Source organism: Pedobacter sp. 01N310 (assembly GCF_056399805.1).
This window is the reverse complement of the sequence record NZ_JBFTSB010000003.1, coordinates 236,534-261,134: the sequence shown is the minus strand read 5'-3', so window position 1 is coordinate 261,134 and position 24,601 is coordinate 236,534. Positions and strand designations below refer to the sequence as shown.

The following is a 24,601-nucleotide window of genomic DNA, read 5'->3' as shown; positions in this document are numbered from 1 at the left end:
GGAATACCTGGTATATTTTACTCGCTTTGGCGCTGGTATTTCAGATTGTATTTTATTACCTGTTTACTAAATTCTGGGCATGAGTAATATCGATTGGGCAGTACTGATATTTACTTTGCTTGCTGTGGTAACCTATGGTGTTTTTATTGGTCGTGGGCAAAAAAGCAATGCTTCCTATTTAAAGGCCGGTAATAAAATGCCCTGGTATATTGTGCTATTGGGTATTATGGCTACGCAGGCCAGTGCTATTACTTTTTTATCAGCACCAGGACAGGCTTATACCGATGGCATGCGCTTCGTGCAGTATTATTTTGGTCTGCCGTTGGCAATGATTGTTATTTGCATTACTTTCATCCCGATTTTTCAAAGGTTGAATGTATATACCGCCTACGAATACCTGGAAAACCGTTTCGATAAAAAAACAAGGGTTTTAACTTCGTTGCTGTTTCTGTTTTCGCGGGGATTATCAACAGGGATCAGTATTTATGCACCAAGTATTATCCTCTCCAGTGTTTTAAACTGGAATATTTATTTAACCAATATCCTTACCGGCGGGATTTTGTTGATTTATACCTATGTTGGTGGTGCAAAAGCAATTGCACACACACAGAAACTGCAATTTTTAATCATTTTAGGGACAATGGCCTTTGCCGGATATCTTTTGGTGCAGCATATGCCTAATGGAATCGGGTTTAAAGATGCACTTTACCTGGCCGGCAAATCGGGTAAATTAAATGTAATTACCACCGAATTCGACTGGAAGGATAAATATAATATCTGGAGTGGTTTAATCGGAGGTTTTTTTCTCGCGCTTTCTTACTTCGGCACAGATCAGAGCCAGGTTGGAAGATACATTACCGCGAAAGACAATACCAATGCAAAAATGGGCTTACTGTTAAATGGATTGGTTAAAATCCCGATGCAGTTCGCTATCCTGTTAATCGGCGCATTATTGTTTGCTTTCTTCTCATTAAAGCCGGCACCGATTTATTTCAATGAACGTTCCTATCAGTATTTAAAAGAAACTCAGCCTCAACAAGCAGCAGCTTTCGAAAAAGAACACAATGCTTTAGCGCAGAAATTTAACCAGCAATCAAAAAATATCCTGGTAGAAAAGGAAAAGCAACTACCATCGTTAAATTCTTCGATAGAAAACTTTAAATCAACCCAAAAGCAGGTAAAAGAACTGCACGGTAGGGTAGAAGAGGCCATTAACAAGTCGAATTACAATGCAGAGAAAACCGATACCAATTATATCTTTTTATACTTTGTAAAGAACACCCTTCCCGTTGGGATGATCGGCCTGCTTTTCGCAGTCATCTTTTTGGCGAGCTGGGGGTCTATTTCTGCAGCGCTGAATTCTTTAGCCGCCTGTTCGTTAAAAGATGTACACCTCATTTTTGGCAAAAAAGAAGTAGACGACGAGACTGAACTGAAATATAGCCGTTTGCATACTTTGGCCTGGGGCATTTTTTCGATAGCTGTTGCCATGTTTGCTACACAAATGGGCTCCTTAATAGAAGCTGTTAACGTATTAGGTTCACTTTTCTATGGACCAATCCTGGGTATTTTCCTGGTGGCATTTTATTTTAAAAAGATAAACGGACCTATCGTATTTATTGCTGCCATCTTATCCGAAATTACTGTTGTAACAGTGTATGAGTTCGATATTGTTTCATTCCTTTGGCTCAATGTAATCGGTGCAGCAGCGGTAATTATGTTCTCGGTAATTGGTCTGTTATTTTCAAATCCAAAAACTTTAGTCGACAAATAAACCTAATTTTTACGTGCAGCAGATATTTGCTCCCCGGGCGCATGCCTAAATTTTAATACCTTTATTTTCGACAAAATAGATAACGCTAAATATGAACGACGCTTGGATTGATAGGTGGAATGACCGATACAGTACCGATGAATTTGCTTATGGCGAACAGCCGAATAACTATTTAAAAGAGCAGTTGATGCAGCTCGAGCCCGGAACAATACTTTTTCCGGCAGAAGGCGAAGGCCGAAATGCCGTTTTTGCAGCTAAACTCGGTTGGAAGGTTTCGGCCTTTGATATCAGTGTTGAAGGAAAGAATAAAGCACTTCAATTCGCAGAAAACAATAACGTTAGCATTGATTACCAGGTTGGCGAACTTCAGGAGCTGGACTATAAAGCTGAACAGTTTGATGCCATTGCCTTAATTTATGCACACTTTCCATCGGCGATTAAATCAACTTACCATAAAACACTGAGCAATTATTTACGCAAAGGCGGTTTGCTTATTTTCGAAGCTTTTAGCAAGAAACATCTTGATTATCTTGCCAAAAACGAAAAAGTTGGCGGACCAAAAGAAATCGACATGCTATTTTCGATCGAGGAAATAAGAGCTGATTTCGAAAATTATGAGATTCTTGTATTAGAAGAAAAAGAAATTGAACTGAATGAGGGTTTGTTTCATAACGGCCAGGGCTCGGTAATCAGATTTGTTGGAAGAAGGAAATAAAGCAGTTTAGTCTATAGTTGAGAAATGAATTTAAAAAACAGTAAAGTTTTGCACAATTTTTTAGACACTAGGATTATAGTTTTTATCAACCTAAAGCCATAAATTCGTAAAATCAAAAACAACAAAAACAGATAAATATAATACTATGAAAACGATGATTAAATCAATCGCGTTGCTATTTACAGCAATTACTATTTCTGTAAGTGCAATGGCACAAGATGCTCAGCCTAAACCAAGTCCTGCTGCTACAGCGACAGGAAAAGTTAAAGGTGCAACCATTACCATCAACTACAGCAGCCCTGCCGTAAAAGGACGTAAAATCTGGGGCGGTTTAGAAGCCTTTGATAAAGTATGGCGCGCAGGTGCAAACGAGGCTACTACTTTCGAAACCGATAAAGATATCGTAGTTGAAGGTAAAGCTTTGGCAGCAGGAAAATACAGCTTCTTTTTAATCCCTAAAGAAAGCGGAACCTGGACAGCTATTTTTAACAAAGAACCAAAACAGTGGGGTGCTTATAAATACGAAGAAGCTAAGGATGCTTTGCGTGTTGATGTTAAAACCAAAGCCTTAAAAGCTACACAAGAACGTTTGGTTTATAAAATTACCAAAAGCGGATTCGCTTTAGAATGGGATAAAATTTCTGTTCCGGTTAACATTAAATAATAAGATAAAATTATTTCACAGCCGTCCTGATTTACATTAGGACGGCTTTTTTTATGCCGTTTTTTTGAAAATGGCTGGGTTGTAATTCTTGGCGGTTTGCAGTCCCGTTTTCCATTACTCCCGACTTAACGTCGCGATTCATTATCCTATCGGTTGGTGTCTCACCGACCGAAATAAAAGATATTCTTATTAGAGGAAATGAGAGGCTTGCGGTTCTTGGATGCTTGCAGTCCCGCCATTCGCTATAGTCCCGATGAAGAATCGGGAGCTGCCGCTGCTGTCGGGTTTAAGGACAAGGGTTTGTGCATCCTGCAACCCAACAAATGAAATGCTGCTGTAGCCACTTAGCCCCGGTTGAAGCGTTACCCTGCAGCAACGAGGTATCCCGAAGTTTCGGGAAAGCGTAAAAGCAAAAAACGGGAAGAAACTTCTTGTTCTATACAGGGCTTGCGCTTCAAAATAAAAAACATATTTTGTTAAAGCTTTTTCTAATGATAGTCGGGATTTGCAATCGAGTCTTAAGAGCTTAGGATTTATAATCCTGACAAACAGTTAAAACTTGTAGAACTAGAACACTAGGGGTCCGGATTACAAATCCAGACCAACAACTTCTGTAAAGAACCTAAAACATAATAGCTACTTCATGTTAAAATACTATTTTAGGACAATTTAAAAATAAACACAAATAATGAAGCTTCCTATTAAACTACTGGCAATATTACCGCTTCTTTCATTAAACGTTTTAGCTCAACAAAAAACACAGCTTTTTTCTATTAAAACAGCAAAGCCTGTCGATCAGGTGAACGTTTTTTTAGGATCTTCAGCAGATCATGGGCAGATGTCGCCAGCTGCATCGGCCCCTTTTGGCATGTTGAGTATTGGTCCTCAAACTTATCCTAAAACACATACCGGTTACGAATACCTGGCCAAGAAATTCGAAGGCTTTACCCACAACCGTTTCGAAGGAGTTGGCTGTCAGGGCTCGGGTGGTAATATTTTCATCAAACCATTTTTAGGCAGTGATCCGGCGAAGTCAGAACTGATTAAGGTTTCTGAAAAAGCAAGTCCAGGTTACTATGAAGTAGGTTTTGAAAATAAAATTAAAGCCAGTTTTACCGTATTGGGCAAAGCCGGGAAGCATGTCTACCAATTTCCGAAAGGGGCCAAAGGTTTTTACCTCGATTTGGGTTATGCTTTTAACGGTGCTTTTGTAGCCGAATCGCACGAGATAAACGGTAATAGCGTAAGTGGATGGATTACCTCAAAAACAACCTGTGGTGCAGGTAAATACAAATTGTTCTATTATATGGAAATCGGCGATAATGTATCATGGAAAGTAATAGACGATCATAAAATGATTGCCACGCTTAAAGGAGAATTAACCTCAGTGGGAATCGATATTGCACTTTCTTCGGTAAGTGTTGAAGCTGCAAAAGCTTCTGTCAATAAAAATCCTTTCAATACCGTAAAAGAACAAAGCAAAGCCGATTGGAATACCGATCTTTCCAAAATTGCCGTAAATGGCGATCTAGAAAGTGCAAAACTATTTTATTCGCTTTTATATCGCACCATGCAATCGCCTTATGTAATTTCAGAAACTGATGGAACATATCGCAATACAAAAGGCGAAATTCAGAAAGATAAAGAAATCCGCTACAACGGCTGGGCCATTTGGGACAATTACCGTACGCAGTTGCCTTTGCTTTCGCTAATTGAACAAGATAGGTATGCTGGAATGGTCAGTTCTATTGCTGATCTGTATAACTCGGGCAAAAAAGATTATGCCGGGCAAAATGAGCCATCAAATACCGTGCGTTCTGAACATGCCATTGTGGTTTTGCTTGATGCCTACCGCAAGGGTTATCCGGTAGATTTTAACAAGATTGCCGATTCGTTAGTGAAAGAGGTAAATGGCCTGGATTACAAATCTCCAGATAAAGCACTGGAATCGAGTTACGATAACTGGGCATTGGCAGAAATCTTTAAGATTTTAAAGAATAAAGAAAAATCTGATTTTTATCTCAATAAAGCGCTTGAATACAAGAAATATTGGAACAAGGATTTTAAAGATATGAGCAAAAATGATGTCGACCGTATGCAGGCCCGTGGTTTATACCAGGGTACCATCTGGCAATATCGATGGTTTGTGCCTTATGATTTTAAAGGGTTGATTGAACTGGACGGGGGAGAGGAATCTTATCTGGCAAAACTCGACGAATTTTTTGCGCGTGATTTATACAACCATGCCAATGAACCAGATTTGCAGGTACCATTGATGTATAATGTTACCAAGTCTGGTTATAAATCGCAATATTGGATGCATCAATTGGCAGCTGATACCGTAATCCAAAATTATTTTAACGATAACAGCCGCGGAATCGGTAGTTATATCGGTAAAATTTATAGAAACCAGCCACATGCCTATCTGCGTACTATGGACGATGATGCCGGTGCAATGAGTGCCTGGTATGTGTTTGCGGCAAGTGGTTTTTCTCCGGCATGTGTAGGGTGGCCAATTTATTATTTAAATGTGCCTTTATTTCCATCGCTAAGCTATAACCTGCCAAAAGGAAAAACATTTACCATCGAAACTGAAAATTTTAGCTTGAAAAACAAATATATCAAGGCCGTTTTTCTTAACGGAAAGCCTTTCAAAAAGAACTTTATCACGCAAGAAGATATCAATGCAGGAGGGGTGCTGAAAATCATTGCTTCGGCCGTGCCGGTTAAAATTTCGGATACCGAAAACTGGATTTCGGGTCTTGGAAAATAATCTTAAAAAATTACAAAAAGCCGCAAACTTATTCCAGATAATCCTGTTGTTCTAGTATAAATTTCAAGATCATGGCACCTTTAAAATTAAGCGAAGAACAACATGCTACATTAAGCAATAGAAACACATTAGAACACATTAACGAACAACCTTTAGAACTTCATCCAGAAGCCTATAAAGTAAAAGGCCCATCTCCCGAAAAGATGAAGACGGTATCATCTTCATTAAGGAATTACGCCCATGGTTTGTACGGGTTGTTGTAAAACGCCTCCAATAAAATCTCATCATACCAGATTATATAAAGCAGCCAGGACTTAAAAAACCTGGCTGCTTTTTTAATGAATTTGAAAGAAGTCAAGTTTTTAAAACTTGACTTCTTTGGACATATTGAATTCTATAGGAACTATTCGATTTGATGATTACAGATGTAGAAGTGCTCGCTTTGAATTTGATGCTGTTTCACAAAACTATTTTTACCACCAAAAAAATCTAATACCTCTTTTCTTTTCAAAATTGTCTTCTTCTCCGACAGAATCGTTTGATAAGACGACCATTTGTAATTTTTAAATTCAGTACAGATACCATGCTTTAATACATTTGCATGGATATAAATAATCAATTGATGTAAATGTACTTCATCGATAATTCTCACCCTTCGAAAAGGGTTGACAAATAAAGATCCAGACCTATCATTTTTCTTATTAAATGCCATTGCATAAGCAATGAAAAAGTCTTTCATCTGAAATTCTACAGCTTCGCTGTAGCAAATTTCATTGGCCAAGTATTTTTTCTGATGTGTTTTTAAGGAATCTTTACTCAAAGATTTTAAATGCGATTTAAGTTCATCTGAACTTGTGTTTTTTATCAAGAAATGGGTGTGATTATCCAATAAGATGTAAGCATAGGTATTTACATAACCTGCAGAATACTGTGCATATTTTAGAAGAAAATATATCCTGTTACCATCGTCTTTAAATAATTTTGAGCCACTAACGGATTTGCAGATAATATGCATGAATTCATTTTCAATAAAATCTTCAATGTGTTTTTCATTAATTGGCATAAATGAATTTATTGAAATTTCTTTAGAGAGGCAAATTTTTAATAATTAGATTTAAAAGAAGTCAAGTTTTTAAAACTTGACTTCTTTAGATACAATCCCTACCTTGCCCTTATGAAACAGAGTGCTGGAATATTGCTCTTCAGAAGAAAAGATCAGCAGGTAGAATTTTTTCTGGTTCATCCGGGTGGGCCATTCTTTGCAAAAAAAGATATTGGCTTTTGGACAGTGCCCAAAGGGGAACTAAATGAAGGTGAAGAAGCTTTAACAGCTGCAGTCCGCGAATTTAAAGAGGAAACAGGTCAAAGCTTAACCGGCGACTTTATTGAATTAACTCCCATTGTGCAAAAGGGGGGTAAAAAAGTATTGTGTTGGGCTGTGGAAGGAGATCTTGATCCTTCTACAATTGTTAGTAATACTTTCGAAATAGAATGGCCGCCGCGATCGGGTAAAAAGCAAAGTTTTGCTGAAATAGACAAAGCCGAATGGTTTGCCTACAATAATGCCATTAAACACATTAACGAAAAGCAGGTCGCTTTGCTCGATGAATTAAAATCCAAACTAAGCCGTTAATTCAAAGTGTGAAATTTCCTTCTCAGCACCGTTAATGATCATCGAAACCTGGTGATCGCCCAGATGAAATTTACGCGTGGTAATCAGCACGAATTTTTGCTTGCGTGTAATGTTTACTGCTGCACCCGCAGGATAAATCCGCTCCGAAACTTTATACACTTTTTTAGTGTTCTGGCCGTTTTGCTTTTTATAGTAAATGGCGTATTCCAACCTCACTTTTTGTTCAGTCGGATTTTCGTTCAGAATAGAAAATGAAAACTCCAGACTTTCGCCAATTTTGACCTGAGGCGTTAAGATTTTGAAATCTTTTAATAAAATCCCTGTATCATCTAAGCCATAATGTTTAAGGATATCCACATGGCCTTGTTTAAGTAATGTACGGCTGCCATGTTTAATAATGGCATCGGTTTCGGCACCCAAACCCGACCAGTTTTTAGCCACATTTAAAACAACCTGAGGATGATCTTTTGCAATATCATTTAAGCTATTGGCAACGCTCCGCCTTACATATTCTGATGGATCTTTTTTAAGGTTTTCCAGTATGGGTAAAATGGATGTCGGGTCTTTTTTCAGAAAGGGGATACCCATGGCCCAGGGTAGGCGCGGACGGCTTCCTTCACTGGCGAGCCTTCTTACTTTATGGCTTTCGTGCAGCGACCATTTTTGCATCTTTAAAATCATCTCATTTCCGTATTTTAAAATGAAAGGACGAACAGCAAATTCGCAGCTTACAAACTGCGTAACAAATTCGAGTGCCTCAACTGAACCTTCGAAATCATCTATACCATAGGTTTCGATATAATCAGGTAAAAACATATAAGCCAGGCTATCTTCTCCAATACCCTGCAGCCTTAATTGTGCGATAGTTTTTTTAATCAACGCTATCGTTTGAGGATAATCTTCGGGTAAAAAATCATGTAATACCTTCGAGGTATGTTTCATCCGCTCTTTTAGTTCTTTTGATTCGAAGTCAGCAGTGAAAACCTTTTTAATAAATTTTCCTTCGTCGAAACCTGGAACAGTAGCCGTTAATGCATGGGCTAATCTATCGTAAAAGGCTGGAGAATATAAATCTTTAAGCGGGCTGGCCATATGGTATGGTAATTACAAAGTGGGAGATTATTTTAATGCAGCGCTAATTTACTAAAAATATTAGTATGTTAAAGCGGCTTATACAAATAATTACTTCATCGTATCATTTTTACGTAACGTTTAAGAATTTCAGCTTTTTCTTTGGCACATTTGTTTATTATAAAAATAACGAAATGAATACTACAAAAATAGGCTGGATCGGGTTAGGTAATATGGGTATCCCGATGGCAGAGCAATTGATAAAAGCAGATTACACAGTTACTGTCTATAACAGGAACAAGGATAAAGAAGCTGCACTGAAAGAACTGGGCGCATCAATAGCCGAAACACCTAAAGCGCTGATTGTAACTACTGATGTGGTAATTGTTATGGTTTCTGATGATGCCGCTATAGAACAGATTTTTAAGGGAGAAGAAGGTCTTTTTAGTGGAGAAACTTCGGATAAGATCATCATCAATATGAGCACGGTTTCTCCTTCTATTTCAAAAGAAATGGCTAAGCAGTGTAAAGCAAAAGGAAACTTTTATTTAGATGCGCCAGTTTCAGGCAGTGTGAAGCAGGCAGAAACCGGTCAGTTGGTTATCATGGTTGGCGGTGAAGAAGCTGCTTTTAATCAGGTAAAACCGATTCTGGAAAAAATGGGCAAACTTGCCAAACTTGTTGGCGAAAATGGTGCGGGCAACAGTGCAAAGCTGGCCATCAATTCGCTTTTGGCCCTATATGCACAGGGCCTGGCTGAAACCGTTTTGTTTGCGAATGAACAAGGGATTAAAACAGAAGACTTATTAGAATTGATCAATAATGCAGCCATTGGCAATATTTTTACCAAAATTAAAGGTGATGCCATTGTTGCTGATCATTACCAAGCTGCTTTTGCACTTAAACATATTGTAAAAGATCTGAACCTGGCCAAAGCCGAAGGGATTTCATCACCATTGGCTAAAACAGCACTAAATACTTTCGGAGATGCGGCTGCAAAATATGGAGAAGAAGATATTATTGCCGTGATTAAGCAGGTAAAGGATAATTTAAGCAAGATAAATTAATCTTTAAGTGCGCCAAATGTACTTCACAATATAAATGGCGGTACAATTAATGTAATCACAACATAGCGTTTATCCTTTTCCAAAGCAAGGTCAACAATTTTTTAACTAATTATCGATTTTTATTAATTTGCTCAATAGGCACATTATCCCGTGCCTGCTGAAAATCAGCTGGTATTGAAATCTTGTATTACTTAAATACGATTAAGACTATGATTATAATTGCTAAAATCAAATCCTTTTTTAAACGCACCGTCGAATTTCTTTCCCCGGCAGAAAAAATACCAGGCAGGGCAGGTAAGCTTATTGTTGCCTTTGTGGTACTGTTTCTATCTGTAATGCATGTGCTTTACTTTTATCAGCATATACCAATCTTATATCTTGTAGGCTATCTGTTGTTTTATGTGGGTTGTGGTATTGTCATTTCAGTTTTGATAATGCGTTTATTAAAATTATTGCCGCGCATTCCCGCCGCTTATCAGGTTGCCATTATTTTTTGTTACCTGGCTGTTTTTTATTTTTTTTATCTTCCTGCCACTTATGGCTGGGTGCTGATTGCAGGAATAATTGTATTGCCAGTATTGATATTGACTGGTTTTTATCAATGGAAAAAAGGCAGCCTGTTTCCATTGAAAAATTTGAAAAATATTTTTTGGTTTCTGGTAGTGGTACTTTCTTCTGTTGCTTTCATTTTAGGTCTGTGTATTTTCTTGGGGCAAGGAACTAAGCCGATAGCTGTTGTAAATTATAAACTGAATGGTAAGCTTCCTGAGGCAATTGATCTGCCAGATCCATCGCGTAAAGGGCCATACAAATCTTATGTGCTCAGTTATGGCAGTGGAAAGGATAAGTGGCGGAAAGAATTTGGTGATGGTGTGAAGATAAAAACAACAAGCGTTAATGGTTCTCGTTTGCTCTCCTCCTGGATCGGGCTTTCGGGAAAGCTGAGAACCATATATTTTGGGTTTGATCAGAAGTCGCTTCCGCTGAATGGACTGGTTTGGTATCCACGTGATAAAAAAGAAAAGTTGCCGTTAGTGGTAATCGTTCATGGCAATCATCTTGCCCAGCATGCTTCCGATCCAGGCTATACTTTTTTGGGCGAGTTATTGGCCAGTCGCGGATATATGGTGGTATCGGTAGATGAGAATTTTCTTAACCTTTCGTTAACTGATCTGGATGTATTTGGCGGTGGATTAAAGAATGAGAATGCAGCGAGGGCATGGTTACTGTTAAAACACCTTGAACTTTTGCGCAATTGGAACAATACACCCGGAAATAGCTTTTATAAAAGAATTGATATGGATAAGATTGCCATTATTGGTCATTCGAGGGGAGGAGAGGCCGTAACCCATGCGGCGGTGTTTAATCGGCTTAGCCATTATCCCGATGATGCAAGGGAGGTGTTTAAATTTAATTTCAATATTGGAGCCGTTATTGCCATAGCACCTGTTGATGGCCAGTACAAACCTGGCGGAACCTTAACAGTTGCAAAGGATATCAATTATTTTGTGATCCAGGGGGCTCTTGATATGGATATGCAGACCTATGGTGGACTTGCTACCATGAAAAGGATCCAGTTTTCTCCCAACTTTAATGGTTTTAAAGCCGGTCTTTATTTAAGTGCAGCCAATCACGGGCAATTTAATTCAGTTTGGGGTCGAAAAGATGGGGCAGGGCCAGGCATCAATAGGTTTAATCTAAAACAGTTGATGGATGAGCAGGAACAGCAAAAAATATTGAGTGTGTACATTAATGGTTTTCTGGAAACAACACTAAACAATCAGGCGGGTTATAAACCGCTTTTTATGGATGCAAGATCTGGTAGAAATTGGTTGCCTAAAAAGCTATACATGAACCAGTTCGAGCCTGCACAAAAAACCTTATTGGCCGATTTTGAAGAGGATGTAAATGTTGGTACAACATCTATTCCAGGAGGCAAAATTACCTCAAGCGGCCTTCGAGAGTGGAAGGAACAGCAGAATAAGTTTTTATGGAGCATGCAAATTTCCAAGGCCGTTTACCTTGGTTGGGATTCGTTAAAACCCAAACATCAGGCTAGTTTCTTTTCGGTGGCTTTATCTTCCCCGCTCTCTCTGTCGGGTAAGATGTTAAGTTTTTCATTGGCTGCAGGGAAGGAAAATGCTTCAGGAAATAATAAGCCAATCGATTTCACTATTGAGGTGGAAGACGTTAAAAAACACCGTTTTTCTTTTCCTTTGAGCAGCTGTAGTCTTCTTCAGCCTCAAATGGCAAAAAACCTGAGTAAGTTTGACTTATTTAACGATTATCCAAACTCAGAAGCGGTACCAGATTTTTTCTATTTCGATATAGAGAAAATTTTAGGCGGCAATAGCCTATTTAAGGTTAATGATCTTAAAAAAATTAGATTTATCTTTAATAAAACACCTTCCGGAGATATTATTGTGGATGATATCGCACTGATCAATAAATAACGGGATTGATTTTATCCTATCGGTTGGTGTCTCACCGACCGAAATAGATCGTTTGATGTGTACAGGTAAAAAACTATTTACCCGCTATTAGAATTAGGAAATGGATGGCTTGTGGTTCTTGGAGACCGCCAGTCCCGCTTTCACTTATAGTCCTCGCTGCGCTCCAGGCTATTCCGCTCCATCCGATAGCTATCGGATCGGGTTTAGAAACCAGGGCTTGTGCACCCTGCAACCCAACAAATGAAATAATGCTGTGGCCACCTAGCCCCGGTTGCAGCGCTACCCTGCAGCAACGAGGTACGAGGCAGCGAAGCGTAAAAGCGTAAAACGGGAAGAAGCTCATTATTTTACACAGAACTTGCGCTCCATATAATAAACCTGTTTTTCCTTAAAAAGGAAACCTTGCATACTTTCTTATTAAATTGCTTAAAATGAGCTGATTGAACATTTTTTATAAAAATAAGTAACATAATATTTGAATCGTACGAAAAACATCGTACCTTTAGGGTATGAAAAGTAATCAAACTGAAAATAATCTGCCTGAACCCACTAAAGCTGAATTAGAAATTCTTCAGGTATTATGGGAATTCGGGCCATCTACAGTTCGGTTTGTAAACGATAAATTGAACGAGCAGCGAGAGGTGAATTATACCTCAACTTTAAAGCAGATGCAGATCTTAACCGAAAAGGGAATATTAAAACGTGATGAAAGCCAAATGAAACACATTTATATTCCTGTTGAGGCTGAGGAGAAAACCAAGGTTCAGTTGTTAGACCGTTTTGTAAATACCTTATATAAAGGATCCGCTTCGCAGTTAATGATGCAGCTTCTGGGTAACGAAAAAACCTCTAAACAGGAAATAGAAGAGATAAAGCGGCTATTGGATAGCATGGAATAATTAATAATAACAGATTCTAAAGAACCACAATGATGGAATTTAAGTTAATTAACCTTTTACCCGAAAACTGGCTTCATGCCCTTGGTGCTACTTTATTCCACTCACTATGGCTTGGGGTAATATTGGCCTTGCTTGCTGGTTTGGTGATGTTTACTACCCGAAAAGCTAGCGCGGCAATGCGTTATAACCTCCTCACCATATGTTTGGCCTTGTTTGTTGTGGCTATATTCTTCACCTTTTACAAAGAACTGCAAAAGCCTATAGGTTCTATAGCCAGCCAGGTGGCGATTAATCTCCCAAGTGGGGCTACCGATCAACCTGTAATTGCAAACGTTCAGCATGATATGTATTCGGGACTGAACAAAATTCTTTCTCTATGGAACGCCTATGCATATCAGATTGTACTGATCTGGTTTTTAATTATATGCGGAAAAAGTGTTCAGTTAGTGGTAGGTTTAAATGGTGTATATCATTTGCGTAAACATAAAACCTATGCTGCAGGTAAACAGTGGGATGAAAAGTTAGCTATGTTGGCCGAAAAATTAGGTTTAAGTCAACCGGTTAAAATCATGCAATCAGGTATTGCGCAGGCGCCAATGGTTGTGGGGCATTTTAAACCCTTAATTCTGATCCCATTAGGTTTGCTTACCGGCCTGTCAAATGCAGAAGTTGAGGCTATTCTTTCTCACGAACTGGCCCACATTAAACGTAAAGATTACCTGGTAAACCTATTGCAAAGTTTTATCGAAATTGTTTTCTTCTTTAACCCAGCGGTACTTTGGGTATCACAATTAATAAAAACAGAACGCGAACATTGCTGTGATGATTTGGCCATTGCCTGTGTAAGCGATCGCAAAAACTACGTTCAGGCCCTCATATTCTGCCAGGAGTTTAAGCAGCGTGCACCTGCTTATGCCATGGCGATAACGGGTAAGAAAGGTAGCCTGCTGCATAGAGCAAGCAGGATGTTATTCAACACCAATTCAACTTTAAACAAAATGGAAAAGACAATATTAACCATCGCCCTGGTATCGGTTGTGATTTGCAGTGCTGCGTTCAAGAGCGTGGGCAATGCAAAAACAGTTACCAGAAAAAAAATATCCACTTCAATACAGGTTTTACAGGATACAGCGAAAAAATCTAAACCTGTTGAAGGGAAATCTGCCGATCAATTAGAAAAGGAAATCAATTCGAAAATGGATCGTCAATTGAAACAGTTAAACGAAAAACGCAAAAACAGCGAAACGGATGAAGATGTAAAGGCAAGAATTGCCGATCAGCAAGCCAGAAAAGACGATGCTGGAAAGGCAATAGCGGATGAGCGAATGCGGAATGAAGATGCTAAAGCAAGAATAGCCGATGAAAAACTCCGTATCGCAGACGAGAAACTTGCAAAAGAAGATGCTAAATTAGCCAAGGAAGACGCCAAATGGGCAAAAGAAGATGCCAATTGGACAAAAGAGGTTGATAAATGGGCAAAGGAAGACGCTAAATGGACCCAGGATGATAAAGAGAGTAGAGGAAACCGTGCACCAAGATCGCCACGTCCACCACGCCCACCTAGAGCACCAAGGGCACCCCGCGCTGCGTATGCTGTACCGCCGGCACCACCGTTGCCTTCGGTTCCGTCAGCTCCAACCAATCCACCAGTTCCACCTACGCCTCCAACGCCCCCTGTATATAACCCAAAAACAAGTACGAGAACAGGCGTACAGCGAACGGTTACTTCGAAAACTGTAGCCAACGGAGATGGTCACGATTATACCAACGAAATCAATCAGCAATTGATGAAAGACGGCATTATTACCAGTACCAATAAATTGTCGTACAAACTCAATAAAGACGATTTAATTGTAAATGGCGTAAAACAAAATGCTGATGTGCAGAAAAAATACAAGCAAAGATTTTTGAAAAATGAAAATCATTCGCTGATGTATAATTTCCTGATCGAAAACAATAAAAACTAAGTTCTAAAAGCGCTAACCCAATTCACATCATGAAATTTAAGCTCATGGCTTTTTTAGCCGTATGGATGAATATTGCCCTTACCTTTGCTCAAGCCCAAACTCTTCAATCCAGAATTTACGGTCGTGTATTGGATGCCGATGGGAAAAATATAGAATTTGCCACAGCTGCACTGCTTAAAGATTCGGTGTTGGTTAAAACAACCTTCACTGAAAAGGATGGACTGTTTAGCTTTGATAAACTTAGCTATGGAAAATACCTCATCAAGGTATCGGTTGTAGGTTCACCTATTTATCAAACCGATACCTTGATTTTAACTGCCAATCGCGCTGTGATCAATTTGGCCGACATCAAGATCAGAGCTGGAGCAACCAATTTAAAAGAGGTGAATATTTCGGTTCAGAAAGCTTTTGTAGAGCGGAAAATAGATCGTACTGTTGTCAATGTTGATGCTTTGATCTCCAATGCAGGCACAACCGCACTGGATGTGCTAAGCAAATCGCCAGGGGTAAATGTAGATCAGAATGGGGTAATCTCGCTCAAAGGCAAGAGTGGGGTGGCTATTTTTATTGATGATAAACCAACCTATTTATCGGGTGCCGATCTGGATAATTACCTGCGTTCGCTGCCTTCCTCTTCGCTTGATCAGATTGAGCTGATGACCAATCCACCTGCCAAGTACGATGCTGCTGGCAATGGAGGTGTAATTAATATCAAAACCAAGAAAACCAAAATCGCTGGGTTTAATGGAGGGATTAACCTGAGCTTAAATCAAGGCGAATTAAGTCGCTCGAACAACAGTTTCAACTTTAATTACCGTAAGGATAAGATCAACGTTTTTGGTAACCTGAGTTATAATTTAAATAACAGTTTTACCGATCTTGATCTGAACAGGAAATATAAAAATGATGATGGTAGTGCCAAATCCTACTTCAATCAAAATTCTTATTTCCGCAGGCATGGCAATACCTTTAATTTGAAAACAGGACTTGATTATTATGCATCAGACCGCACAACCTGGGGCGTGGTACTTACCGGAATGAACCGGATTTCGAAACAGGTAAACAACAATACGAGTAATTTATCCAATGCTTCTATGCAATTGGATTCGGTCATCAGGGCTGAAAATATCGATCAGATCAAATACCAGAATGCGGGTGTAAATTTAAATTACAGGCACAAATTTAAGCAGGCAGGACGAGAATTGACTTTTGATGCTGATTATCTGCTTTACCGGAATCAAACCGATCAAACTTACTACAACTTCAGTTATCTGCCCAGTGGAGCCTTAAAATACCAGGATATTTTAACAGGTAACCTGCCTTCAAATATTGATATCTATACCGCTAAAGCTGATTATTCACATCCACTGGAAAATAAATGGAAGCTTGATGCGGGTGTTAAAACCGCTTATACCAAAACCGATAATATTGCGGATTACTTTAATACGGCAAACGGGAAAACCAATGCCGATTATGAAAAGAGCAATCACTTTTTATATGAAGAAAACATCAATGCGGTTTACCTGAACATGAGCCGGGAAGGAAAGCGGTTTTCGCTTCAGGCTGGCTTGAGGTATGAAAACACGGTTTCTAACGGACATCAATTGGGCAATCTGATCAAACCCGATTCGAGTTTTAAAAGAACCTATAACAGTTTATTTCCAACGCTTTATTTCTCCTATAAACTCGATACTGCAGGAAACAATCAACTGGGACTGAATTATGGAAGAAGGATCGATCGTCCCTATTATCAGGACCTTAATCCATTCTTTTCTCCTCTGGATAAGTTTACCTATTATGTTGGTAATCCTTTTTTAAAGCCTTCTTTTACGCAAAGTATCGAACTGTCGCATACATATAAAAGTAAGATTACCACAACTTTTGGTTACAGCTGGGTGCGGGACGAGGTTAACGAAACCATAGAAATTTTAAATGGCACCTATTACAGCAGACCAGCAAATGTGGGCAAAACAAGAGTGGCCAATGTTTCGGTAAATGCAGAGATCGACCTCACCAAATGGGTTAAGCTGAATGCTTATGTTGAGTATGCAAAAATAGTTTCAAAAACAGATTTCTACACAGGTTTTTTGGTTACCAATGGAAGTTATTTAAGAGCAAATCCGAATTTGCTGTTCAAAATCAGTCCGACCTGGAATGCAGAGGTAAATATGCGTTACCAAAGTAAACTATCTAATGTACAGTTTTTATTGGGTGAAGTACATGAGTTCGGTGCAGCGGTGCAGAAAAAACTTTCAGCAAAAAGTACGTTGAAATTAACCGCTAACGACATTTTCAGAACCCGTATTTATAATGGTATAATCAATAATCTGGCAAACACAGAAGCAAACTGGGTTAACCGTCAGGATTCGAGGTCGGTTCTGGTGAGTTATAGTTACCGTTTTGGTAAAGCTTTTTCTTCGCCAGCTAAACACGAGTCTTCTGGTGCCGATGCAGAAAAGAACAGGGTGAAGAATTAATGGAACAATTCGTCATCCCGACTGGTGCACAGCGAAATGGAGGGATCTATAGAATTGATCATTTTTTGAAAAGCAGTGCCTGTAGTGCTTCGGTTCCACTAGTGCCGCCCTTTGCTTAATTCCTTTGAATCCCGATGTAAAACCGGGAGGGATAACGCTATTGGTCGGGTTTAATTTACCCTGGATAAAAGCAGGAATTRAGGTTTCGAAATGAGATCCCGTTGCTATTACTTAGAAGCTGTAGCAGTTGCTTTATAAAATAATAGGTTTAACTATCTACAATTTGTTTATTTAAATGCTTTTATAGCTGGTTCTCATTATTTGAGTATTTCTTTGATAATACCCTACTAAAAATATAGATTTGATTTTTAATGTTCAAAATCATAATTAATGAAAAAAGGTCTTTTACTCCTGGCATTATCAATTTTCTCCTTTTATTCAATTGCCCAGCAAAAACCCAATATACTGATTATCAATATTGATGACATGGGCTGGAAAGATACCGGATTTATGGGGTCTAAATTTTATCAAACGCCGGTAATAGATGCATTAGTAAAAGAAGGATTAATATTTACCAATGGTTATGCTTCGGCATCTAACTGTGCACCAAGCCGGGCAAGCATGTTAACTGGTTTATGGCAAAGCCGACATGGTATTTATACAGTTGGCACATCAGAACGCGGTCAAAGTAAAGACAGGAAGTTAATTCCCGTTAAAAACAAAGAGACCCTTGATCCCAGGTTTAAAATTCTTCCCCAAGTATTAAAAGAAAACGGCTATAGCACTTGCATTGCGGGTAAATGGCACATGAGCGATAATCCATTACCTTATGGCTTCGATTACAATATTGGTGGCTCACATGTGGGTGCGCCAGCAAGTTATTATCCACCTTACAAAAATATAGAACTTGATGGCCCAAATGATAAATACCTAACCGATTTAATTGTAGATAAGACTGTTGATTACCTTAAAAAATTAGATCGGACCAAACCTTTCTTTTTGTACTATGCCACGTATGCTGTACATAGCCCGATCCAGAAGGTTGACAGTTTGTTGTACAAATTTGCCAATAAGAGCGATGATGAACAGACCAATAAAGCCTATGCTACAATGGTGAATAACGAAGATCGAAATATCGGAATCTTATTAAAAGCGTTAAAAGATCAAGGCGTTCTTGATAATACCTTTATCATTTTTACTTCGGATAATGGCGGGTTTAATCAAGTTACCTTTCAGCATCCTTTAAGAGCTGGCAAAGGTAGTTATTTTGAAGGTGGTACCCGTGTGCCCTTGGCTTTTATCTGGAAAGGAAAGATAAAACCCGCATCAAAATCTGATTTGCCGGTAAGCAATTTAGACTTTTATCCGACGCTGATGGAACTGGCAGGGATAAAGAAATACCCACCACTCGATGGCAATAGCATTTATAACTATCTGCTCACTCAAAAAGATAATAAGAACCTCGCAGAACGGCCATTATATTGGTATTTTCCGATTTATTTAGAAGGCGGAAATAAAGAGACCAACGATCCGATTTTTAGGACAAGGCCCGGACAAACTATCCGTAAAGGCGATTGGAAACTGCACTATTATTTCGAAGATGGTTCAACTCAGCTCTATAACTTAAAAGATGATATAGGTGAGAAAAATAATCTGGCAGATAAAAACCCTAAAAAAGCAGAAGAACTTCTTGGCTTGTTACAAAAGTGGAACATAGATGTTAAAGCACCAAAAGTAGCTGAATTAAACAAGGATTATATTGCTCCGGTTAAGCAGTAGCCATTTTAATTGACAAATTGATTAAGCAGGAGCACCCCAATAAGACCTAAAACAGAAACCAGGCTTTCCATCATGGTCCAGGTGCTGAAAGTTTCTTTCAGGCTTAGGTTAAAGTATTCTTTAAACATCCAGAAACCAGTATCATTTACGTGTGAGAACATCAGACTCCCCGCACCAACCGATAAAACCATTAACTCTGGAGGTGTTCCGGGGCCAATTAAAGGGAGTACCATACCCGATGCGGTTAGTGCGGCCACTGTTGCCGAACCCAGGGTTACCCTAAGTGATGCGGTAATTAACCATGCGAGTAATAATGGCGATAAATTCAGCCCACCGGTAAGTTGTTTTACTGTTTCACCCATACCACTATCAATCAAAATCTGTTTAAAGGCACCGCCTGCTGCAATAATTAAGATAATCATGGCAATACTTTTAACACCTTCAGCGCACGATTCCATTGCTTTTGTAATGGAAGTTTTTTGAATCGCTAAAGCAATAATAACCGAAATTAATAAGGCAGCGGTAGGATCGGCTAAAAATATAAACAGCGGTTTACTGATATAATCGAATTTAAAACTACTCCCTATCGTTCCCGCAATAATTAAAAATACTGGCAATAATGCGGTAATGAAACTCCTTGAAGCGGAAGGAAGGTTTTCTTCTTCATTGATACTGAAACGCTGAACAGTTACCGATTGATCGCGTTTGAGAATCAATCGCGGAAAATAAATTCCGGCAATAACTGCAATTGGTACGCTTAAAGTTAAACCGTAAATCAATGTTTTACCAATATCGGCATGGAAAATACCAGCTAAAGCTATCGGGCCAGGGTGGGGCGGTAAAAAACCATGTGTTACCGAAAGGGCTGTGGCCATTGGTATGCCGATGTATAATTTTGATAGTCCTGTTGTGGCAGAAATGGCAAAAACCAAAGGGATTAACACCACAAAACCTGCATTATAAAACAAAGGAATCCCCACCAATAAACCGGTTAACAGCACAGCCCATTGAATGTTCTTTTTGCCAAAGGCCCCGATCAATATGAAAACGATCTTTTTTGCCGATCCGCTGTCTTCAATCAATTTACCCATCATCGCTCCAAGCGCCAAAACCATTACCATGCTGCCCAGCGTGCTGCCTATACCATTGCTGATAGAGCTCATTACCTTTGTGGCAGGCATTCCCAATAAAAGACCAGTAATAATTGCCACAGCAATTAGGGCAATCATTGGGTTGATCTTTTTCAAGATCAGCACGAAAAGCAACAGGATGCCGAAGAGTAGGATAAGTAATGACATTTGGTTAGGGCTTAGGTAATGTGATTAAATGTAGCTTTTAACACGGATGCACACAGATAAACACTGATTTTAATATTATCTGTGTCTATCCTTTTATTTCATTTTTTTTAACGCTTTTTACTTTTTAACAGTAATGGTTCTGCCGGTAACGAGATGAAACTCGTAAACGCGGTACAGGCCATCATCGCTAATCTCTATGTTTTCTACGAGGCCGGTTTTGCTAAAAGTATCGGTTACCATATCGCCGATTTTTACATCTTGGAGAATATCGTTGGGCGTATCATTGTTTAATCTGATCATAATCGTAAAAGTATCAATTATTAGTAAAACTTGTAGGATTGTTTTAATCCGTTGTTGAGCTTGAACAGCAATGGAATAAAGTAAACCTAACATTTGGTGTCACGTTTAAAGATTAGCCTGTTTTGTGGCTACAATCATCAAAGAGAAGGCTGGTAATGATGCAAAGTAGTGGTTCGATTCCAAAGAACGGTCGTCATTCCCGCGCAGGCGGGAACCACGAAGTGCTCAGCGAAGCTAATCTTAAAGCTTATGGCATTACGATTATCTTTGTTTGTGGGGACACGAACCACGGATCAAAGGGATATGTAAGCCTTATACGGTTTATTATGGACGTTTATTAAAAAAGGTCTTCGACTACGCTCAGACTGACACGGAGCGGCGATCATCAAAGAGAAGCTGGTAATGATGCAACGTGATGGTTCGTGAGGACACGAACCATTGAATCAGAATCAATATCCTGCTCTGTTTTCTCTGTTTGCTCGGTGGTTAATACCTCTCGCTCACCGCTTAACTCTCCGTCCTTAAAATCTTTAACGGCGGTTGGTTTAGGATGCTTCTTGTACTTAAAATACCAGTAATTACCACGAGCGATACAATTGAGCCAAACAACAATAAGGTTGGTACCAATGGAGGCACAAAGGCTGCATCGAAAGTGAATTTAGCTAATGCCCAGCTTCCACTGATGGCTAAAATTAATCCGGCGCCTGCGGCAAAAGCACCTAAAAAGAAATATTCAATCGCATTTATTGCTAAAATCTGCTTTCTACTGGCACCCATTGTCCGCAACAAAATACTTTCTTTTATCCGCTGGTTTTTACTGGTTAATACCGAAGAGATTAAAACAATCCAACCGGTAACCATGCTAAAGCCAGCCATAAACTGAATTACAAAACCGATTTTGCTTAACAGCTCATCTAAGAGTTTTAATACCAGATCTAAATCGATGACTGAAACGTTTGGAAATTTTTGCACCACTTCTCCCTGAAAACGGGCTGAAACTTCGCCCGATGGTACCCTGGTCATCAACACATGAAATTGTGGTGCTTCTTCTAATACCCCTGCTGGAAAAACAACCCTAAAATTGGTCTGCATCCTGCTCCAGTTCACTTCCCTCAAACTTCCAACAACTGTTGGTATCATCATACCCTGCACATTAAAAAGAATTTTATCATTCAGCTCAACATGAATCTGCTGGGCATAACGCTGATCCAGTGAAATATAAACCGTTTCATTAGATTTTATTTTTCCAGTCCATTTGCCTGATGTAATTTTCTCTGCTGCGGTTAAAGTATCCTGGTAGGTAGCCCTGATTTCGTTGCGATAAGCCCTTCTGTTATTGGTATCTGCACTGGCTTTCTTTCCGTTAATTTCTTCAATGCGCATGGTAATTACAGGCACCTGGTTCATTAGCGGCAATTTGAAAGCTTTGGTTAAACTGTCCAATCCTTCTTTTTGCGTATTCTGGATGTCGAACATCACCATGTTAGGTTGGTTAGCACCTGATGAAAGTGTAACGCGACTCATTAAGATCCCCTGAACAAAAAATAGGGTGCAGATAAATGCGGTTGATAAACCTATAGAAACGGTAAGCATCAAGGTTTGGTTATTCGGCCGGTAAAGGTTGGCAAAGCCCTGTCGCCATAAATAACTGGATGAATTGGGTAAGAGTTTTCTCACCAGAAACATCAATATTTTAGACAGGATAATCAACAGCACAAAAGCGATGGCAATACTTGCGGTAAAAGCCAGCGTTTGTATCCATGTTTTCATCTGCAAGTGCGTAAAGGCCGTAATAAAGACCGCCATAAACAGGTATACCAACCAGGTTAGCGGATCTCTTTTTCCAGTTGCTTTTTCGAAAGAAATCCGGATGGCATTTAATGGCGAAATCCTTCTTACGGATAGGAGTGAGGGAAGTGCAAAGAGGATCGAGATGATCAGCCCCAATAAAATACCCTGACCAACTGCCAGCCAGGAAACCTGCATGGTAATCTCGATCGGTAGAAAATCTTTTAATACCAGTGGAAGCAAAAACTGTATCCCTGTGCCTAAAGCTGCCCCTAAAACAGAGGCAATTAAGCCAATGAAAAAGACCTGGATAAGGTAGATTAAAAATGCATGACGTGATTTTAATCCTAAGCACCTCAGTGTGGCAATTGCACTTAGTTTTTCCTGAATGTACACATGGATAGCGCTACCTACACCAACACAACCCAGCAGCAAAGCGATAAAACCAGATAAAGCCAGAAAACGGTTTACATCTTTAAACGATCTTCCGGTCTGTTCTTTCCTCGATTCAACCGTATCGGCATCGAAACCTTCTTTTTCTAATTTGCTGTCCTGCTTTTTAACCCATTCATCTATTTTGGATGGATCGTTATACCTGAAATAAAATTTATTGTTGATCCGGCTTCCGGTTTTAATCAGATTGGTTTTATCGAGGATTTGTAATGGAATATAAACGGTAGGCGCAATACTTGCACCAATACCGGTTTGGCCCGGAGCTTTGGTTAAAGTGCCCAGTATATTGAAATTGAGATCGCCTATTTTTACCGAATCGCCAACTTTTGCATTAAACTGCAGCATTAGCGTTTGATCTACCAATGCATTTCTTCCCGATTGAAAATGTTTTGCAGCGGCTAGGGGAATGGTTTCTATTGTGCCATAATAAGGGTAATTCCCCTCCAGGGCTTTCATCTGTACCAAGCGGCTGCCTCCGCCTTTCTGGAAATAGATCATCGAAGCAAATGTTTTCTCCTGCGATCGTTCATCACCAAGTGTATCGAGCATTTTTTGCATCGCTTTGCTTACGCCCTTCCGGCTATCTAAAACCAGATCGGCTCCTGTAAGTTCTTTTGCCTGTGCATCAATATCCTTTTGCAGGTTATCTTTAAACGAATAAACCGCAACGAGGGCTGCAATGCCCAAAACAATAGAGGAGATAAAGAGTAATAAACGTGCACGGTTTTTCCTGCTATCGCGCCAGGCCATTTTAAATAGCCACGAAAACTTAATAGATTGTTTTGGGAGGCTATTAGGCATAAGTAGGGTTTTCGTCTGAAATGATTACGCCGCCTTTAATTTTAATGCTCCTTGCCGTTCTGGCAGCCAGTTCAAGATCGTGTGTTACGATAATTAATGTGGTTCCCGCATCTTTATTTAAATCAAAAAGCAATTTGATCACTTTTTCACTGGTTTCCGCATCAAGGTTTCCGGTAGGTTCATCTGCAAAAAGAATAGCCGGTTGATTCGAAAATGCCCTTGCCAGCGAAACACGCTGTTGCTCACCACCTGATAGCTGTACGGGATAGTGATGCGAACGGTCGGCAAGGCCAACTTTATCCAGCAGTTCCAATGCATGTGAGCGGATGTTTTTTGCCCCCCTTAATTCTAAAGGTACCATTACATTTTCGAGTGCCGTTAAAGTGGGCAACAGTTGAAAGTTCTGAAAAATGAAACCTACATATTGATTTCTGATTGCCGCCCTTTCATCCTCATTCAGTTTCTCTAAGGCAATACCATTCAGTTCAACCGTTCCGCTGCTGGCCCTATCTAATCCGGCACATAAACCAAGTAAGGTTGTTTTTCCGCTTCCCGAAGGACCCGTTATGGCCACAGTTGAGCCAGCTGCTATCGAAAAATTAATGTTATCCAAAACGGTCAGTTTCCGTCCGGCACTTTGGTAAATTTTGCTTACATTTCGGATGTTCAATATGCTTTCCAATAGCTGA

General features: G+C 39.5%; 18 protein-coding genes. 12 read left to right on the top strand and 6 right to left on the bottom strand.

From position 1 onward, the window contains the following. The first annotated feature begins 79 nt into the window (after positions 1-79). The 5 genes from AC1DNH_RS09220 to AC1DNH_RS09200 all read left to right on the top strand — a co-directional run bounded on the left by AC1DNH_RS09220 (position 80) and on the right by AC1DNH_RS09200 (position 6,189). Positions 80-1,774: a sodium:solute symporter family protein gene (locus AC1DNH_RS09220; RefSeq protein ID WP_477582007.1), complete on the top strand. Its 1,695-nt coding sequence runs from the start codon at positions 80-82 to the stop codon at positions 1,772-1,774. 91 nt (positions 1,775-1,865) lie between these two features. Beyond that, the gene (locus AC1DNH_RS09215) at positions 1,866-2,489 is read left to right on the top strand and encodes a class I SAM-dependent methyltransferase (protein WP_477610708.1); all 624 of its coding nucleotides are present in this window, start codon (positions 1,866-1,868) and stop codon (positions 2,487-2,489) included. Positions 2,490-2,634: 145 nt separating this feature from the next. After that, positions 2,635-3,153 carry a DUF2911 domain-containing protein gene (locus AC1DNH_RS09210; protein WP_086544840.1) on the top strand — a complete coding sequence of 173 codons (519 nt, stop codon included), beginning with the start codon at positions 2,635-2,637 and terminating at the stop codon, positions 3,151-3,153. A 688-nt stretch (positions 3,154-3,841) separates the two neighbouring features. Next, positions 3,842-5,926 carry a glycoside hydrolase domain-containing protein gene (locus AC1DNH_RS09205; RefSeq protein ID WP_477625329.1) on the top strand — a complete coding sequence of 695 codons (2,085 nt, stop codon included), beginning with the start codon at positions 3,842-3,844 and terminating at the stop codon, positions 5,924-5,926. A 71-nt stretch (positions 5,927-5,997) separates the two neighbouring features. Then, on the top strand, positions 5,998-6,189 hold the full coding sequence (locus AC1DNH_RS09200) for a hypothetical protein (RefSeq protein ID WP_477585001.1): 192 nt from the start codon (positions 5,998-6,000) through the stop codon (positions 6,187-6,189). A gap of 140 nt (positions 6,190-6,329) precedes the next feature. Here AC1DNH_RS09200 and AC1DNH_RS09195 read toward each other — a convergent pair whose 3' ends face one another. Then, positions 6,330-6,989, bottom strand: coding sequence for a transposase (locus AC1DNH_RS09195; protein WP_477585000.1), 660 nt, complete (start codon positions 6,987-6,989; stop codon positions 6,330-6,332). 111 nt (positions 6,990-7,100) lie between these two features. Here AC1DNH_RS09195 and AC1DNH_RS09190 point away from each other — a divergent pair, with 111 nt between their 5' ends. Beyond that, positions 7,101-7,559, top strand: coding sequence for an NUDIX hydrolase (locus tag AC1DNH_RS09190; protein ID WP_477584999.1), 459 nt, complete (start codon positions 7,101-7,103; stop codon positions 7,557-7,559). Here AC1DNH_RS09190 and AC1DNH_RS09185 read toward each other — a convergent pair. After that, positions 7,548-8,651: a DNA alkylation repair protein gene (locus AC1DNH_RS09185; RefSeq protein ID WP_477607414.1), complete on the bottom strand. Its 1,104-nt coding sequence runs from the start codon at positions 8,649-8,651 to the stop codon at positions 7,548-7,550. The genes AC1DNH_RS09190 and AC1DNH_RS09185 overlap by 12 nt on opposite strands. A gap of 173 nt (positions 8,652-8,824) precedes the next feature. Between AC1DNH_RS09185 and AC1DNH_RS09180 the strand changes: the two genes are divergently transcribed. The 6 genes from AC1DNH_RS09180 (at position 8,825) to AC1DNH_RS09155 (ending at position 19,272) form a co-directional block, all read left to right on the top strand. Then, positions 8,825-9,697: an NAD(P)-dependent oxidoreductase gene (locus AC1DNH_RS09180; RefSeq protein WP_477584125.1), complete on the top strand. Its 873-nt coding sequence runs from the start codon at positions 8,825-8,827 to the stop codon at positions 9,695-9,697. A gap of 209 nt (positions 9,698-9,906) precedes the next feature. Then, on the top strand, positions 9,907-12,150 hold the full coding sequence (locus AC1DNH_RS09175; protein ID WP_477607418.1) for a hypothetical protein: 2,244 nt from the start codon (positions 9,907-9,909) through the stop codon (positions 12,148-12,150). Between the two features lie 509 nt (positions 12,151-12,659). Beyond that, the gene (locus AC1DNH_RS09170; protein ID WP_029275844.1) at positions 12,660-13,049 is read left to right on the top strand and encodes a BlaI/MecI/CopY family transcriptional regulator; all 390 of its coding nucleotides are present in this window, start codon (positions 12,660-12,662) and stop codon (positions 13,047-13,049) included. A 32-nt stretch (positions 13,050-13,081) separates the two neighbouring features. Next, entirely contained in the window at positions 13,082-15,016 is a 1,935-nt protein-coding gene (locus AC1DNH_RS09165) for a M56 family metallopeptidase (protein ID WP_477625328.1), read from the top strand. A gap of 29 nt (positions 15,017-15,045) precedes the next feature. Then, on the top strand, positions 15,046-17,493 hold the full coding sequence (locus AC1DNH_RS09160) for an outer membrane beta-barrel protein (protein WP_477583110.1): 2,448 nt from the start codon (positions 15,046-15,048) through the stop codon (positions 17,491-17,493). Between the two features lie 390 nt (positions 17,494-17,883). Beyond that, positions 17,884-19,272, top strand: coding sequence for a sulfatase (locus AC1DNH_RS09155; RefSeq protein ID WP_477607421.1), 1,389 nt, complete (start codon positions 17,884-17,886; stop codon positions 19,270-19,272). A 5-nt stretch (positions 19,273-19,277) separates the two neighbouring features. On the opposite strand, the gene AC1DNH_RS09150 is transcribed toward AC1DNH_RS09155, so the two are convergent. The 4 genes from AC1DNH_RS09150 to AC1DNH_RS09135 all read right to left on the bottom strand — a co-directional run bounded on the left by AC1DNH_RS09150 (position 19,278) and on the right by AC1DNH_RS09135 (position 24,594). Beyond that, positions 19,278-20,570, bottom strand: coding sequence for a gluconate:H+ symporter (locus AC1DNH_RS09150; RefSeq protein WP_477607422.1), 1,293 nt, complete (start codon positions 20,568-20,570; stop codon positions 19,278-19,280). 117 nt (positions 20,571-20,687) lie between these two features. Continuing rightward, positions 20,688-20,963 (bottom strand): hypothetical protein, encoded by a 276-nt coding sequence (locus AC1DNH_RS09145; RefSeq protein WP_477581597.1) that lies wholly within the window; start codon positions 20,961-20,963, stop codon positions 20,688-20,690. A 414-nt stretch (positions 20,964-21,377) separates the two neighbouring features. Continuing rightward, on the bottom strand, positions 21,378-23,912 hold the full coding sequence (locus AC1DNH_RS09140; RefSeq protein WP_477581598.1) for an ABC transporter permease: 2,535 nt from the start codon (positions 23,910-23,912) through the stop codon (positions 21,378-21,380). Beyond that, a complete protein-coding gene (locus AC1DNH_RS09135; RefSeq protein WP_477581599.1) occupies positions 23,905-24,594 on the bottom strand; it encodes an ABC transporter ATP-binding protein in 690 nt (229 codons plus the stop codon). Before AC1DNH_RS09135 ends, AC1DNH_RS09140 begins: the two co-directional genes overlap by 8 nt. Positions 24,595-24,601 lie beyond the last annotated feature (7 nt).

What these genes read in the sequence shown, in the direction of transcription:
- AC1DNH_RS09220 (WP_477582007.1), top strand. Translation starts at nt 80, where the DNA reads ATGAGTAATATCGATTGGGCAGTACTGATATTTACTTTGCTTGCTGTG.
- AC1DNH_RS09215 (WP_477610708.1), top strand. Translation starts at nt 1,866, where the DNA reads ATGAACGACGCTTGGATTGATAGGTGGAATGACCGATACAGTACCGAT.
- AC1DNH_RS09210 (WP_086544840.1), top strand. Translation starts at nt 2,635, where the DNA reads ATGAAAACGATGATTAAATCAATCGCGTTGCTATTTACAGCAATTACT.
- AC1DNH_RS09205 (WP_477625329.1), top strand. Translation starts at nt 3,842, where the DNA reads ATGAAGCTTCCTATTAAACTACTGGCAATATTACCGCTTCTTTCATTA.
- AC1DNH_RS09200 (WP_477585001.1), top strand. Translation starts at nt 5,998, where the DNA reads ATGGCACCTTTAAAATTAAGCGAAGAACAACATGCTACATTAAGCAAT.
- AC1DNH_RS09195 (WP_477585000.1), bottom strand. Translation starts at nt 6,989, where the DNA reads ATGCCAATTAATGAAAAACACATTGAAGATTTTATTGAAAATGAATTC.
- AC1DNH_RS09190 (WP_477584999.1), top strand. Translation starts at nt 7,101, where the DNA reads ATGAAACAGAGTGCTGGAATATTGCTCTTCAGAAGAAAAGATCAGCAG.
- AC1DNH_RS09185 (WP_477607414.1), bottom strand. Translation starts at nt 8,651, where the DNA reads ATGGCCAGCCCGCTTAAAGATTTATATTCTCCAGCCTTTTACGATAGA.
- AC1DNH_RS09180 (WP_477584125.1), top strand. Translation starts at nt 8,825, where the DNA reads ATGAATACTACAAAAATAGGCTGGATCGGGTTAGGTAATATGGGTATC.
- AC1DNH_RS09175 (WP_477607418.1), top strand. Translation starts at nt 9,907, where the DNA reads ATGATTATAATTGCTAAAATCAAATCCTTTTTTAAACGCACCGTCGAA.
- AC1DNH_RS09170 (WP_029275844.1), top strand. Translation starts at nt 12,660, where the DNA reads ATGAAAAGTAATCAAACTGAAAATAATCTGCCTGAACCCACTAAAGCT.
- AC1DNH_RS09165 (WP_477625328.1), top strand. Translation starts at nt 13,082, where the DNA reads ATGGAATTTAAGTTAATTAACCTTTTACCCGAAAACTGGCTTCATGCC.
- AC1DNH_RS09160 (WP_477583110.1), top strand. Translation starts at nt 15,046, where the DNA reads ATGAAATTTAAGCTCATGGCTTTTTTAGCCGTATGGATGAATATTGCC.
- AC1DNH_RS09155 (WP_477607421.1), top strand. Translation starts at nt 17,884, where the DNA reads ATGAAAAAAGGTCTTTTACTCCTGGCATTATCAATTTTCTCCTTTTAT.
- AC1DNH_RS09150 (WP_477607422.1), bottom strand. Translation starts at nt 20,570, where the DNA reads ATGTCATTACTTATCCTACTCTTCGGCATCCTGTTGCTTTTCGTGCTG.
- AC1DNH_RS09145 (WP_477581597.1), bottom strand. Translation starts at nt 20,963, where the DNA reads ATGTTAGGTTTACTTTATTCCATTGCTGTTCAAGCTCAACAACGGATT.
- AC1DNH_RS09140 (WP_477581598.1), bottom strand. Translation starts at nt 23,912, where the DNA reads ATGCCTAATAGCCTCCCAAAACAATCTATTAAGTTTTCGTGGCTATTT.